Source organism: Anaerostipes sp. 494a (assembly GCF_001940315.1).
Taxonomy (GTDB): Bacteria; Bacillota; Clostridia; order Lachnospirales; family Lachnospiraceae; genus Anaerostipes; species Anaerostipes faecalis.
This window is the reverse complement of record NZ_MJIF01000001.1, coordinates 969,812-985,272: the sequence shown is the minus strand read 5'-3', so window position 1 is coordinate 985,272 and position 15,461 is coordinate 969,812. Positions and strand designations below refer to the sequence as shown.

At 38.4% G+C, this 15,461-nt stretch carries 15 protein-coding genes; 14 read left to right on the top strand and 1 reads right to left on the bottom strand.

The window, feature by feature from the left end; translation table 11 throughout:
- The first annotated feature begins 10 nt into the window (after positions 1-10).
- The 14 genes from ribD to bioB all read left to right on the top strand — a co-directional run bounded on the left by ribD (position 11) and on the right by bioB (position 14,768).
- Positions 11-1,096: a bifunctional diaminohydroxyphosphoribosylaminopyrimidine deaminase/5-amino-6-(5-phosphoribosylamino)uracil reductase RibD gene (ribD, locus tag BHF70_RS04980; RefSeq protein WP_075760529.1), complete on the top strand. Its 1,086-nt coding sequence runs from the start codon at positions 11-13 to the stop codon at positions 1,094-1,096.
- Positions 1,078-1,731, top strand: a complete 654-nt coding sequence (ribE, locus tag BHF70_RS04975) for a riboflavin synthase (RefSeq protein ID WP_075759229.1) — start codon at positions 1,078-1,080, stop codon at positions 1,729-1,731. The genes ribD and ribE overlap by 19 nt, the downstream gene beginning before the upstream one ends.
- Positions 1,732-1,743: 12 nt before the next feature.
- Positions 1,744-2,940 carry a bifunctional 3,4-dihydroxy-2-butanone-4-phosphate synthase/GTP cyclohydrolase II gene (locus BHF70_RS04970; protein WP_075759228.1) on the top strand — a complete coding sequence of 399 codons (1,197 nt, stop codon included), beginning with the start codon at positions 1,744-1,746 and terminating at the stop codon, positions 2,938-2,940.
- A 19-nt stretch (positions 2,941-2,959) separates the two neighbouring features.
- Positions 2,960-3,427: a 6,7-dimethyl-8-ribityllumazine synthase gene (ribH, locus tag BHF70_RS04965; protein WP_075759227.1), complete on the top strand. Its 468-nt coding sequence runs from the start codon at positions 2,960-2,962 to the stop codon at positions 3,425-3,427.
- Position 3,428: 1 nt separating this feature from the next.
- Entirely contained in the window at positions 3,429-4,976 is a 1,548-nt protein-coding gene (locus BHF70_RS04960; protein WP_075759226.1) for an FGGY-family carbohydrate kinase, read from the top strand.
- A gap of 87 nt (positions 4,977-5,063) precedes the next feature.
- Positions 5,064-6,425, top strand: coding sequence for an MATE family efflux transporter (locus tag BHF70_RS04955; RefSeq protein WP_075759225.1), 1,362 nt, complete (start codon positions 5,064-5,066; stop codon positions 6,423-6,425).
- A gap of 95 nt (positions 6,426-6,520) precedes the next feature.
- The gene (locus BHF70_RS04950; protein ID WP_075759224.1) at positions 6,521-7,249 is read left to right on the top strand and encodes an NAD-dependent protein deacylase; all 729 of its coding nucleotides are present in this window, start codon (positions 6,521-6,523) and stop codon (positions 7,247-7,249) included.
- Positions 7,250-7,251: 2 nt separating this feature from the next.
- Positions 7,252-7,617: a NusG domain II-containing protein gene (locus tag BHF70_RS04945; protein WP_075759223.1), complete on the top strand. Its 366-nt coding sequence runs from the start codon at positions 7,252-7,254 to the stop codon at positions 7,615-7,617.
- A gap of 9 nt (positions 7,618-7,626) precedes the next feature.
- The gene (locus tag BHF70_RS04940) at positions 7,627-8,118 is read left to right on the top strand and encodes a Gx transporter family protein (protein WP_075759222.1); all 492 of its coding nucleotides are present in this window, start codon (positions 7,627-7,629) and stop codon (positions 8,116-8,118) included.
- 16 nt (positions 8,119-8,134) lie between these two features.
- Entirely contained in the window at positions 8,135-9,205 is a 1,071-nt protein-coding gene (locus tag BHF70_RS04935) for an FAD:protein FMN transferase (protein WP_083638292.1), read from the top strand.
- A gap of 183 nt (positions 9,206-9,388) precedes the next feature.
- A complete protein-coding gene (locus BHF70_RS04930) occupies positions 9,389-9,967 on the top strand; it encodes a 50S ribosomal protein L25 (protein ID WP_075759221.1) in 579 nt (192 codons plus the stop codon).
- A 108-nt stretch (positions 9,968-10,075) separates the two neighbouring features.
- A complete protein-coding gene (locus BHF70_RS04925; protein WP_143249373.1) occupies positions 10,076-10,735 on the top strand; it encodes an HAD family hydrolase in 660 nt (219 codons plus the stop codon).
- 97 nt (positions 10,736-10,832) lie between these two features.
- A complete protein-coding gene (locus tag BHF70_RS04920) occupies positions 10,833-13,655 on the top strand; it encodes a choice-of-anchor I family protein (protein WP_075759219.1) in 2,823 nt (940 codons plus the stop codon).
- Positions 13,656-13,790: 135 nt separating this feature from the next.
- On the top strand, positions 13,791-14,768 hold the full coding sequence (gene bioB / locus BHF70_RS04915) for a biotin synthase BioB (protein WP_075759218.1): 978 nt from the start codon (positions 13,791-13,793) through the stop codon (positions 14,766-14,768).
- Between the two features lie 109 nt (positions 14,769-14,877).
- Here the strand turns inward: bioB and BHF70_RS04910 are convergent, their stop codons facing one another.
- Positions 14,878-15,216 (bottom strand): hypothetical protein, encoded by a 339-nt coding sequence (locus tag BHF70_RS04910; RefSeq protein ID WP_330390851.1) that lies wholly within the window; start codon positions 15,214-15,216, stop codon positions 14,878-14,880.
- Positions 15,217-15,461 lie beyond the last annotated feature (245 nt).

Below are 15,461 nucleotides of genomic sequence, written 5' to 3'. Positions count from 1 at the left end.
AAACAAGTTTATGGAAAGAGCCATTTCTCTGGCAAAGAAGGGAATCGGATGGACTAACCCAAACCCGCTGGTAGGAGCAGTTATTGTAAAAGAAGGGGAAATTATCGGAGAAGGTTATCATGAGAAAATCGGAGGTTTGCATGCAGAGCGAAATGCTTTGAAAAACTGTATCAAAGACCCGAAAGATGCAGATATCTATGTAACTTTAGAACCATGCTGTCATTATGGGAAAACCCCTCCTTGCACAGAAGCAATTATCAATAGCAAGATCCGCAGGGTGTTCGTTGGAAATCTGGATCCGAATCCAAAAGTTGCCGGAAAAGGGATACAGCTTTTGAAGGATAATGGAATTGAAGTGATAACAGGCGTGATGGAAGAGGAATGCAGAAAACTTAATGATATTTTTTTCCATTATATCCAGAATGATATTCCTTATGTTGCTTTGAAATATGCTATGACTCTGGATGGAAAGATTGCCACTTCCATTGGAGAATCACAATGGATCACGGGCAGGGAAGCCAGGAAGCATGTGCATGAATTGAGGCATCGTTATGCGGCTATTATGGCTGGAATCGGCACGGTACTGGCGGATGATCCAATGCTCAATGCAAGAATTGAAAACGGTCATGATCCTATTCGTGTTATTTGTGATTCACAATTACAGATACCATTGGAATCCAAAATTGTACAGACAGCAAAAGAAATTCCTACGATTATTGCAACCATATCAGAGGAACATGAGAAAAAGCAGAAATTAAGTAAGGCAGGATGCAGCGTAATAAAGGTGGAAGAAGAAAACGGTCATGTAAGTATCCGAAAATTAATGGAAGAGCTTCGGAAGAGAGAAATTGACAGTGTTCTGGTGGAAGGTGGAGGAATCCTCAATGAGTCTGTGATCCAAAGCAGATGTGTTCAGAAAGTATATGCTTATATTGCACCAAAAATTTTCGGAGGCAGAAATGCAAAAACACCAATTGAGGGAACTGGAGTAGAACATATAAAAGATGCATTGTTTCTGGAACATCTGACGTCCAAAACACTTGGAAATGATATTTTGCTGGAAGGGAAGGTGAAAAGGTGTTTACCGGAATTGTAGAAGAATTAGGAACTGTAATATCTCTGAAAAAAGGAAGTAAATCAGCAGTGCTGGTAATTCAGGGAAGTAAAATTTTTGATGATCTGAAGCTTGGAGACAGTGTTGCGGTAAATGGAGTATGTCTTACAGCTACAAGTATCAGTGGAAATATCTTTCATGCAGATGTCATGAATGAAACCTTTCATCGAAGCAGTCTTGGAAGCTTACAGAAGGGTGATGTGGTAAATCTGGAACGTGCCATGGCAGCCAATGGAAGATTTGGAGGTCATATGGTAGCAGGACATGTGGATGCAACAGGAGAGATTGTAAAAATCAAAAAAGATGACAATGCAGTCTGGTTTACCATTAAGGCACCACAGAATATTATGAAATATTGTATTGAAAAAGGATCCATTGCCTTAGATGGAATCAGTTTGACCATAGCGGATATTACCAGTAGCACTATTTCAGTTTCCATGATTCCTCATACCATAGGGAACACAAACTTTGGGCAGAAAAAGCCTGGTGATGTGGTGAATCTGGAAAATGATATGGTTGGAAAATATATAGATAAACTTTTGCATTTTGAGGAACCCAAAACAAAAGAAAATACTTCTGGGATAACCATGGAAATGCTTAGAAATGCAGGATTTTAAGGAGGAATAAAGATGGAATTTTGTACTATAGAAGAAGCAGCAGAGGAACTAAGACAAGGAAAAATTATTATCGTTACAGATGATGAGGACAGAGAAAATGAAGGGGATTTTATCTGTGCTTCACAATTTGCAACTACAGATAATATTAATTTTATGGCTACATACGGAAAGGGATTGATTTGTATGCCAATGTCCTTGCAAATGAGCCAGAAGCTGGGATTGTCTGCTATGGTGAAAAACAATACGGATAATCATGAGACTGCATTTACAGAAAGTATTGATCATGTAGATACAACGACCGGAATATCAGCGGTAGAACGTTCTTTGACTGCAATGAAATGTATGGAAGATGGAATCAGACCAGAGGATCTCAGACGTCCGGGACATATGTTTCCACTGATTGCTAAAGAATGGGGTGTCATGGAACGAAACGGCCATACAGAGGCAACCGTGGATCTGATGAAGATTGCAGGGTTAAAAGAAAGCGGACTTTGCTGTGAAATTATGCGGGAAGACGGAACCATGATGCGGACTCCGGAGCTGATGGAGCTGGCAGAGAAATTCGGTTTAAAAATGACAACCATTAAAGAACTTCAGAATTACCGAAAAAGTCATGAAGTGTTTGTAAAATGTGAAGTTACAACTCCAATGCCTACAAAATACGGATCATTTAAAGCATATGGATATGTGGATCAGATCACAGGTGAACATCATGTTGCATTGGTAAAAGGTAATGTTGCAGACGGAGAACCAGTATTATGCAGGGTACATTCAGAGTGTCTGACAGGTGATACCTTTGGTTCACTTCGATGTGATTGCGGTGATCAGCTACATCAGGCATTACGACAGATTGAAGAAGAAGGTCGAGGTGTTCTTTTATATATGCGACAGGAAGGCAGAGGTATTGGACTGATCAATAAATTAAAAGCTTATGCACTCCAGGATCAGGGATTGGATACAGTAGAAGCAAATCTGGCTCTCGGCTTTAAAGATGATCTAAGGGAATATTATATCGGTGCTCAGATCCTAAGAGATCTTGGAATCAGCCAGTTGAGACTTTTGACCAACAATCCGACAAAAATTGAAGGATTAAGTGAATTTGGACTGGAAATCGTAGAAAGAGTGCCAATTCAGATGGCATTAACAGAATATGATCAAAGATACATGAAGACCAAACAGGAAAAAATGAGACATATGACAGATTATTAAAAGAAAAGGAGATATAAAAATGAGAGTATTAGAAGGTAAATTAGTAGCAAGTGGATTAAAAATCGGTATTGTAGCAGCACGTTTTAATGAGTTTATTGTATCCAAACTGGTAGGTGGAGCATTAGATGGCTTAAAGCGTCATGATGTAAAAGATGATGATATTGATATCGCGTGGGTTCCTGGTGCTTTTGAAATCCCGTTAATTGCAGATAAAATGGCAAAGAGTGGGAAATACGATGCAGTTATCTGTCTTGGAACAGTAATTCGTGGAGCTACATCCCATTATGATTATGTATGTAACGAAGCTGCAAAAGGGATTGCACAGGTTTCATTAAATGCAGGAATTCCGGTTCTTTTCGGAGTTGTGACAACAGAAAATATTGAACAGGCAATTGAACGTGCCGGAACCAAAGCAGGTAATAAAGGATATGATTGTGCACTGTCAGCCATTGAAATGGTACAGCTGATCAAAGAGATGGAAGCATAAAATGAAAAAATATTATTTAGGATTTGATGCGGGAACACAAAGTGTGAAAGCTGCCATTTATGATGAGGATATGAAATGTGTTGTCTCAGATACCAATCCGACAATATTAAAGTATCCTCATCCGGGATGGGTGGAAATGGATGCAGATCAATACCTTCAGGCAACTATTGCAGGAATACGTAACTGTGTCAGTCAAATGAAAGAAAAGGGGCTTGATCCTGCAGGAATTCGTTCAATATTTGGTGATGGAATTATTTGTGGAGTGGTCGGTGTTGATGAAAACTGTAAAGCCATCACTCCATATATTAATTATCTGGATTCCAGGACAAAGGAAGATGCCAGTGAACTGGCGGAAAGAAATTTAGATATCTGGGCAAAAGAAACGGGAAATCCACAGCCTAATTGTATGTTTCCGGCAATGTTTGCCCGATGGATGATGAAAAACTGCAAAGAATTTCAGAAAAATGGTAAAAAGTTCATGCACAACGCACCATATATACTGGCAAATCTGGCGGGACTTTCTGCAAAAGATGCATTTATCGACTGGGGAGCTATGTCAGGATGGGGACTGGGTTATCATGTTATCGAGAAAAGGTGGTCCAAAGACCAGCTGGAGATCTTAGAAATTCCTGAGGAAATGATGCCGGAAATTAAAAAGCCATGGGATATTATCGGACATTTGTCAGAAAAGTACGCAGAGGAAACAGGGCTTCCGGAAGGAATTCTCATTTGTGCCGGTGCCGGAGATACAATGCAGTCTATGATAGGCTGTGGAGTTACAGGTGTCAATAAAGCAGCAGATGTGGCAGGCACCTGTGCCATGTTCTGCATTGCAACTGATGGAATTAAACCAGAGCTAAGCAAGGCAGAAAATAATCTGGTATTCAATAGTGGAACTTTGGAAAATACATATTTTTACTGGGGATTTATTCGTACAGGGGGGCTTGCCTTACGCTGGTATAAAGATAATGTCTGTGGAAAATCAGAAGATGGAGATTATTTTGATCAATTAAATCAGCAGGCAGAAAATGTACCACCGGGATCTAACGGGGTTCTTTTCCTTCCATATTTAACAGGAGGTTTTGGGGAAAACACCCAGGCATCTGCCTGTTTCTTAAATATGTCCATGGATACTGATCAGGGAGTCTTATGGAGAGCTGTATTGGAAGCCATAGGATATGATTATATGGGAGTAACAGATATTTATAAAAAAGCCGGGGCAAATCTTGATGTAATTACAGTGACAGAAGGAGGAAGCAAATCCCGCATATGGAATCAGATGAAAGCAGATATGATGGACTGCCAGGTGGTAACATTAAAAACAGCAGAAGGAGCAGTTTTGACAGATGCTGCAACGGCAGCATATGCGGTAGGTGATATTAAAGATCTGAAAGCTGTATTTGAAAAGAATCTGGAAATAAAAGAGGTATATAAGCCTGATCCGGAAAATACCAGTTATTACAGAAAAGTTTATCAGTTACAAAAAGAGCTTGTAAGAAAAGATATGAGGGCAGCTTTCGAAAGCCTGCATAAAATAGGAGAAATATAAGAAGACAAGGGTAGTGAAAACTGCCCTTGATTCATTTTAAGGGAAGTGTCATAATAAATAAGATAATGAAATGAAGGGATGAGGAACATGGCAGCAGCCAGAAATGATTTTACAAAAGGCAGTATTCCACGGAATATTATGAATATGGCAATTCCTATGACATTGGCACAGATCATTAATCTTTTGTACAATATTGTAGATCGTATTTACATAGGAAGAATACCTGTTGACGGAACCATGGCTTTGACAGGTCTTGGACTGACATTCCCGATCATAACGATTTTAAGTGCTTTTGCCAATTTATTTGGTATGGGAGGAGCACCCCTTTGTTCTATTGCCAGAGGAAAAGGAGAAAATCAACGGGCAGCTAATATTATGAGATGTTCTTATACGTTATTGTGTATGACAGCATTGGTATTGACCGTTCTTTGCTTCATATTCATGAAACCGATTTTATATGCTTTTGGAGCCAGTGATACTATTTATCCTTATGCCAGGGATTATCTGCAGATTTATTTGCTGGGAACGGTTTTTGTTATGATCAGCCTGGGAATGAATAATTTTATTAATTCTCAGGGATTTGGGAAAATCGGAATGTATACGATTCTGTGCGGCGCAGTGACAAATATTATCCTGGATCCTATCCTGATCTTTGGATTTCATATGGGAGTAAGAGGTGCTGCCACGGCAACTGTGATTTCACAGGGATTGTCTGCTTTTTTTGCATTAAGATTTTTAAGCAGTCAGAAGGCTATTCTTCGATTGAATCCAAAAGAATTTTATTTAAATAGAAGATTGACAAAAGAGATCACAACAATGGGAATATCCGGTTTTACTCTTGCAGCTACCAATGGAGCAGTACAGATTGTATGCAATGCCCAGCTGCAACAGTTTGGAGGAGATTTGTATATTGGAGTCATGACCATTTTAAATTCTGTAAGAGATATCCTTACCATGCCTGTAACAGGAATTACCAATGGAGCACAGCCGGTTCTTGGATTTAACTATGGTGCGGGACATCCTAAAAGAGTAAAAAGCGGAATAAAATTTATGACTATATCCTGCCTGTGTTATACTGCTTTGGCATGGGGATGCGTGGTACTATTTCCCGAAATATTTATTCACATATTTAATGGAAGCAAAGATTTGATGAAGGCAGCAGTTCCTGCACTCCATATTTATTTCTTTGGATTTATTTTTATGACTCTTCAGTTTTCCGGACAGGCAACCTTTGTAGCACTGGGAAAAGCAAAGCAGGCTACATTTTTTTCTATTTTCAGGAAAATTATTATTGTTGTTCCACTGGCAATGTTTTTGCCATATGTGGGGAATTTAGGTGTTAACGGTGTCTTTTTATCAGAACCTATTTCCAACTTTATTGGAGGACTGGCATCCTTTACCACAATGATTATTACTGTCTGGAGAAAACTAGAGAAAAATGGAAAATGAAAGAAATGAAAGATATTTTCAGAAGGACGCCTAGACGAGGCGTCTCTTTTCTTGTACAATAAAACCAAAATGGTGAAAGAAACGGAGGAAGAAAAATGGATAATGAAAAGATTGCACAATTACAGCAGATGATAGATGAGAGTCATAATATAGTTTTTTTTGGTGGTGCAGGTGTATCCACAGAAAGTAATATTCCTGATTTTCGAAGTACTGATGGATTATATCATCAGACTTACAAATATCCTCCGGAAATTATGGTCAGTCATAGTTTTTTTGTACATCATACAGAAGAATTTTATGATTTCTATAAAAATAAGATGATTTTCCCGGATGCACAGCCCAACAAGGCACATTTAAAGCTGGCAGAGCTTGAGCAGGCAGGAAAGTTATCTGCCATTGTAACTCAAAATATTGACGGGCTTCATCAGAAAGCAGGAAGTAAGAATGTATTTGAGCTTCATGGAAGTGTTCACCGCAATTATTGTCAGAAATGTCATCGTTTTTATGATGTGAATTATATGGTGGAGGCAGATGGTGTACCATACTGTGAAACATGTGGCGGAATTATTAAACCGGATGTTGTATTATACGAAGAAGGTCTGGACTCTAACACCATTCAGGGAGCAGTCAACGCCATTTCCAATGCAGATATGCTGATTATTGGAGGAACTTCTCTGGTGGTATATCCTGCAGCAGGGATGATTGATTATTTCCGTGGAAAATACCTGGCGGTACTGAACAGGGATGCCACATCCAGAGACAAGCAGGCAGACATTTGTATTACAGATCCTATTGGTGAAGTATTAGGACAGATAACGGTATAAAAATGAAGAAAAAAGATGTAATACTGATCAGTGTGATTTTAGGAATCGCACTGATTAGTTTTGGGATTATGAAATTTACGCAAAAAAGTGGAAAAGAAGTTGTTGTAACAGTGAACGGCAGTGAGGTTTTTCGCAGGGAATTGGCAAAGAATCAAACATTTGAAATTCCGGTAAAGGATGGGAAAAATGTTTTAGAGATCAAGGATGGTAAAGTCATTATGAAAGAAGCAGATTGCCCGGATCAGATTTGCAGGAAGCATAAGGCTATTGACAAGTCAGGAGAAACCATTGTATGTCTGCCTCATAAAGTAGTGATTGAGGTAGAAGCAGATACGAGGGAACAGGAACTGGATGGAATAACCAGGTAGGAGGAACAAATGACAAAAAGAGTAGCGACCGATGGATTATTTATAGCCCTTTCACTGGTAGTATCTTATATTGAAGTAATGCTTCCTATTCCTCTGGGAATTCCAGGGGTAAAGATAGGTCTTGCCAATGCAGTGATTATGGTGTTACTGTTTTTTACTACCTGGCAAAGGGCTCTGGGAATATCTGTGCTTCGCATTATATTGGCAGGATTCCTTTTTGGAAATCCAATGACGATTGTATACAGTCTGGCAGGAGGAATTTTAAGCCTTCTGGTGATGGTGCTATTGAGAAAAATCAAAGGTTTTTCAGCCATTGGGATCAGTGTAGGCGGTGGAGTAGCACATAATATGGGACAGCTGACAGTTGCAGTTTTATTAATGGAAAATGCTAAAATCTATCTTTATATGCCGGTGCTTTTGATAACAGGAACCATTGCAGGGGTTGCCATCGGGGTATTAACGGGAATATTGGTTAAGAAACTGCCAAAACAGTTATTTTAAAGAATGGAGGACAGACATGGGAGGCATCTGTAAAAAAATATTGGGAATGGGTATTATGTTAAGTTTGTTGATATCTTTGACTGGATGTCAGGAAAAAACTTCATCTTACAGCCATACGGATTTTGCCATGGGAACTGTAACAAATGTTACATTATATGGTACAGGAAATGATCTGGAACAAACCGAGGAAAAAATCATTAAGAAAGTTAAAGAGATAGAGGAGAAACAGATTTCCTGGCGAATTGAGGATTCTCAGATTGCCCGGTTAAATAAAACCCTTGCCCAAAAGGATCAGGCAGTTATAAAAGAACCATTGAAGGGATGGCTTATGGATGCTTTGGAACTGAGCCGTGATTCCATGGCAGATGGAAGAAATGCAGTGGATCCGTCTATTGGAAAGCTGACACAGCTTTGGGATTTTGAATCAGAAAATCCCAAAGTTCCGGATGCAGATAAAATCAGAGATACAGTAAAGGGAACCCTTCCGGAAAGCAGTGAGCATATCACGATTAGAAAGAAGAATGGAGAAATCCTTACATGTGAAACAGGTACAAAGTTTGATCTGGGGGCATTTGGAAAGGGAATCGGAACAGATGAGGCAACGAAACTCCTAAAAAAAGAAGAAAATATTTCAGGAGCTATGGTAGCTTTGGGAGGAAGTATTCTTGTATATGGAGAAAAACCAGATGGCAGTGACTGGAATGTGGGGGTGCAAAGTCCTTCAGGAAAAGATGGAAAAGTGCTCGGAAGCCTGAAAGTAAAAGGTGATACCTTTATTTCGACTTCCGGTGATTATGAAAAATATTTTGTGGATAAAAAAACAGGAAAGAAATATTTCCATATTTTAGACTCTAAAACCGGATATCCGGTGGAGACAGATATTACGTCATGTACTATTATATGTGATTCAGGAATCAACAGTGACGGATTGTCTACGGCATGTTTTACTCTAGGAGTGGAAAAGAGCAGGGAACTGTTGAAAAAATATAATGCAAAAGCCATATTTGTGGATAAAAAGAAAAACGTATATGTCAGTGAAGGACTGGATTTCACCTTACAGGATGATGATTATAAGATTTCAGAGTAAGAGAAGATTGTACTTTTTAAAAAACATAGCTCCCAAAAGTGTTTGTAGTGTTATAATACATATGTAACAAAGAAACAATTGAATACTTAACCAGACCTCTTATTACTTGCAAGGGAATTGCGCAAAAACATTTCTAAACATAATAAAGGCCGCTAAGCAATCAGTTTTAGGAGGAAAAGACAAATGAATACTTTAGAAGCTGAAAAAAGAGATTTACAAATCAAGGCAAAGAAGCTTAGACGGGAAGGATACGTTACCGGTAATATTTTTGGTAGAGAAATGAAAGAGTCAATGCCGATCAAGATTGAAAAAGCCAAGGCAGAACAGTTGATGAAAAACAATGGTCGAGGCAGCCAGGTTATGCTGGATGTAGAAGGACAGAAAATTGATGCTTTGATAAAAGACGTTACTTATGATCCTTTAAAACATCAGTTTATGGAAATTGATTTTCAGGCATTGGTACAGGGAGAAAAGGTACATTCTGTAGCAGAGATCGTCCTTTTGAATACAGATGTTGTAACAGCAGGAATTGTGGAACCGCATTTACATGAGATTTCATTTAAAGCAACACCAGATGCACTGATTGATAAAATTGAAGTTGATGTAAGCCATATGAAAGTCGGAGATACCATCGAAGTGAAAGATCTGGACATTGCATCAAATAAAAATATCGATCTTCTGACAAATCCAGAAGAAGTCATCGTAACCATCGGTGAAATTCAGGCACCGGAAGATGATGAAGAGGAAGCAGCAGAAGCATAGAGTAAAAAACATAAGCAGAAGGGATACATCATCAGGGTGTATCTCTTTTTTTGCATGGAAAGTCCCTTATGAGTTATAATGGGATCAAAGAAACGGAGGAACATACAAATGAAATATAAACTTGCTATTTTTGATATGGATGGAACAATTTTAAATACATTAGAAGATCTTTGTGATGCAACAAACTATGCTTTGAGCCAGTCAGATTATCCGGCACGAACGATAGATGAAGTACGAAGGTTTGTAGGAAATGGTATCAGAAAACTGATCGAGAGAGCAGTTCCAACAGGAACAGAGGAACCTGAAATTGAAAAAGTACATGAAGATTTTACGAAATATTATAAAGTACATTGTGCGGATAAAACAAAACCATATGATGGAATTATGAAACTGTTGGAAAAACTTAGAGCAGCAGGCTGTCAGACAGCAGTTGTATCCAACAAGGCAGATTATGCGGTGCAAGAGCTGTGTGAACAATATTTCCAGGGAATGTTTGATGCGGCAGCGGGAGAAAAAGAAGGAATTGCCAAAAAACCGGCACCGGATTCTGTAAATGCGGTTATGAAAAAACTGGGAACAACCAAGGAACATGCTGTATATATCGGGGATTCTGAAGTAGATATTGAAACAGCAAAAAATGCTGGGTTGGACTGTATCGTAGTAGAATGGGGATTCAGAGACCGGGAGTACCTGGAAGAAAAAGGAGGAAAAACTTTTGTAACCAGGCCCGAAGAAATAAAAGAACGGATTCTTGGGGACTGTTATTAAAATATACTGTTAAATAATTAACATGGTTTTTACATGGATATGCCAGAAACCCAACACTTCTTTGTTATGCTTAGACAACATGATAAAGGAGGTATTTATGAAAAAGTTTAATACAAAATTTTTGTCTTTTGGACTTTCCCTGGCTTTAATGTCACAGGGTGTCGGGGCAAATATGGTACTTGCAGCGGATCAGGTAAAGCAGCCAGTGGTTCAGACACAGTCTTATGCGAAACAGGCAGCGGCAACACATCTGATTATTAATCAGGTATATGGTGGCAATGGTAAGGGAGAGACCCCGATTAGCAACAGTTTTATTGAGCTTTATAATCCAACTTCACAGGACATTTCATTGAAGGGATATACATTATCCTTTGATGAAACTACATCTCTGGATTTGCCGGATGTTACATTACAATCAGGAGCATCATGGTTGATTGTATGTAAACCAGAGGTGACAACAGATGAATTTTTAACTTATGACCTTCCAGAGGCAGATCAGAACTGGGATATTGCAATCAATAATAAGAAATACACACTGACATTGAAAAACAGTGACGGAGTTACAGATACTGCAACAGCAGATGAGAATGTCGAAGATATTAAAATATCCAAGCAAAAATCTTTACGTCGTGTAAATTATACAGATACAGACACAAATGATGACTGGGATGTTATTGTATGGGAAAAATCATCTGTGACAGTAAATGATGAATACGTTCAAAACTATGCTCCACGTAACAGCAAAGGTGAATACGGAAAAGTTCATTCGGCAGAGGCAGCACCAGAACAGCCTGTTTACACTCCGGTTGTTACATCAGATGAAAAAATAACAGGTGTAAATAATGGGGCTACTCCATTGAACATGCAGTTGTTCGCCCGTTATAATTCCGGAGCAATGAATGCAGACGGCGGAAGTCTGGAAATTGTAGAATACAATGAAAAGAATGGTTATGCTTATGCAGTAAGTGGTCTGAAAGGACAAATCATAGCAGTACAGGTTGCAGGAATCCAGGAATCTGATAAAGTTACAGAACTTTCCGGTAAGGAATATGATGTGAAAACACTGGTGGAAACAGCCTCAGCAGAAGCTGGATTCGCATATGGAGATATTACCAGTGTTGCCATTTCACCAGATGGAACAAAACTGGCAGCAGCAGTTCAGCATGCAGATTATGATAAATGTGGAAAAATCGCAGTATTTACCTGTGAAAAAGATGGTTCCTTAACCAATCCAAAGTTATATAATGCAGGTGTACAGCCGGATATGGTTACTTTTGCAGATGGAAACACTGTGTTAACTGCAGATGAAGGAGAACCAAGAAACGGATATGGAGAAGGAAGCATCGATCCTGCAGGAAGTGTAACAGTTTTAAATTTATCCGATGGAACTTCTGATCAGGTGGGATTTGACAAATACACAGCAGAGGAATTAACAGCAAAAAATATTCTGATTGGTGTTGCAAATGATAAGACACTGGAACCAAAAACAGATTTGGAACCAGAGTACATTGCAGTTTCAGCCAATGGAAAGAAAGCATATGTTTCTTTGCAGGAAGCAAATGCCATTGCAGAGTTAGATGTGGAAAAGAAAGAATTTACCGGAATTTACAGTACAGGATTTGAAGATTACAGTAAAGTGGCTGTGGATTTAGTAGAAGATGGTAAATACGAAGCAAAAACCTATGAAGGACTTGTTGGTGCCCGTATGCCGGATGGAATTTCTGTTTATGAAAACGCAGGAAAAACTTATGTAGTTACAGCTAATGAAGGGGATTCCAGAGATTGGACAAATTACCTTAATGAAGCAAAAACAAAAGATTTTACCGGAAAGAGTATTCGTGTAATCGATGATACAAAGTGTGCAGGATTACCGGAAGGTAAAAAGGTTATGTTTGGCGGACGTGGTTTCAGTATTTTTGAAGTGACAGATCATGGAATGACAGAAGTATACGACAGCGGAAATGAATTTGAATCCAATACTGCTAAAACATTTGGAGATTATTTCAACTGCTCTAATGATGACAATGATATAGACAGCAGAAGTCCTAAAAAAGGACCGGAACCGGAAAATGTTACGGTTGGAAAAATCAATGGAAAAGCCTATGCATTTGTAGCAGTTGAAAGAATTGGCGGAATTATGGCGTATGATATTACTGATCCACAGAACAGCACATATGCAAATTATATCAACAGCCGTGACTTCTCAGAAGCAATCAAAGGAGATGTATCACCAGAAGGACTTTGTGTAGCACAGGCAGACGGAAAGAACATTTTCCTTGCAGCATGTGAAGTCAGTGGTACTCTTGCAGCTTATGAACTGCCAAAAACAGAGGTGGAACCACCGAAAACAGAGGAAGAGCAGCCTGAGAAACCAGCACCACAGGTACCAAAGAAGATCACTGCAACCTTAAAAGGAAATGGCGGAAAAACAGTTGCTGTTATTAAAGATGCCAAAGCAGGAGCTAAATTACCGTCATGGAATAAAGCAAAATTTAAAGCAGCAGGTAAAAAAGGATATGCATTTGCAGGATGGACATATAAAGGGAAAACAGTTACCAAAATGCCATCATCCGATCAGAACATTGTATTGACAGCTAAATTTGTAAAAATGTCAGTTGGTCAGGCAAAAGTGCTCAATGTAAAAGGAAAGTATGGAAAAGCAACAGGTTTTGAGGCAACTTCTAGAAAATATACTAAGGAAGATGGTTCCAGAAGAGGATTCCGTTTCCGTTATGCAGTAAATTCCAAAATGAAATATGCCAAATATAAAACAACAGGCTTAACGAAAAATACATATACTAAAACAGGGCTGACAAGAGGCAAAAAGTATTATGTACAGGTACGCTATTACTATTATGATTCAACCAATCAGAGAGTATATGGAGCATATTCAACAGTAAAATCAGTAAAAGCATTTTAATATAAGATGAACTGTAAGGAGGTCGTGGTAAAACACGGCCTCTTTAAAATATTATTAAAACCTATTAAAAAGATAGATATAATAGAATATAATAAAATGAAAGATAATAATACTGATATAAGGAGAATAAGGCTTATGGATATGCTGAGACTTGCACAAGAAATAATAGAAGGAAAAAGACTACAAAGAGGAGATGATTTTTCTTTTTTTCTCGATTGTGATTTAAAAGAATTATGTCAGGGAGCAGATAAAATTCGTGAGTATTTTGTAGGTGATAAAGTGGATTTATGTTCCATCATAAATGGACGGAGTGGAAAATGTCCTGAAGATTGTAAATATTGTGCACAATCTGCGCATCATAATACCAATTGTGAAGTGTATGATTTTCTTCCGGAAAAGGAAATTGTAGAGGCATGTAAATTTAATGAAAGTCAGGGAGTCGATCGATTTTCAATCGTTACATCCGGGAAAACGCTAACAGGTGAAGCATTTGATAAAGCAGTACATGCGTATAAAACCATGCATAAGGAATGTAAAATCGACTTATGTGCATCCATGGGATTTCTGGATGAGGAACAATTACATAGATTACATGAAGCTGGTGTAACCAGTTATCATCATAATATCGAAACATCAAAAAGAAACTTTCCTAACATATGCACAACACATACATATGAACAAAGGATAGAAACGTTGAAAAAAGTTAAGGCAGAAGGAATGTGTGCCTGTTCTGGTGGAATCATCGGTATGGGAGAAACCTGGGAGGATCGAATTGACATGGCAGTCAGCTTGTCAGAACTGGGTATCGATTCCATCCCGATCAATGCGTTGATGCCGATCAAAGGGACACCATTAGAGAATATGGAACAATTATCAGAAGAAGAAATTTTAAGAACAGTTGCCATGTTCCGTTATATAAATCCAGATGCAAATATACGTTTAGCAGCAGGCAGGGCACTACTTACAAATGATGGAGAATATGCATTTAAATCTGGAGCCTCAGCAACGATCACAGGGGATATGTTAACAACAGTAGCATGTGCGACAATTCAAAGTGATAAAGATATGCTTGAAAAACTTGGCCGAGATGTGATTCCGGAATATTTAAGATAGAGTAGGTGTGGATTATGTTGAACCAATTTTAAAAAAGTAATGACGAAAGATGAATAAATGATTCAAAAAAATGCCCGTCACCATTTGAAACTGTGACGGGCATAGCCATTTAGTTCCATTCCTCGGCTAAGAGGAAATCTCGGATATTGCGATGTTTGATGCCATTAAGGCTCATGTCAAATTCATCCAGGGAAACGACATATTTCGGGAAGTTGTCTCGGATGTTATCGTATGCTCCGAATTCACGTTGGATTGTTTCATCAGAGGCAAGCAGATAGGTAACTTGAACGTACAGCTTTTCATCTCGTTTGTGACAGACAAAATCAATTTCTTTCATATTGCCACCAAAAACTGCTTCGCGGATACCGTGATCGGCAATGTAATACTTTTCATTGGATGCAAGGATTTGTTTTCCTTGTAAATCTTCACGCTTAACCTGATAGAACAAGTACGCACCGCAGCAATATTTGATATACATGATTTTTTAAGTTATAACTGAAAAAATATAATAATCGACAAAATTTGACAGATATAAAAGTTAGAATTACGTGGCGAACAGACGGTCTTGTTTGAGTGTGTACAAGGTCGTTTAGCGTATAAAACTGCCGAAAACGGCAAAAATAAATTCAATAATAAAATCTAAACAATGTAATTATTGCCGATAAAATGATATACTATTTATTAGGTTAATGT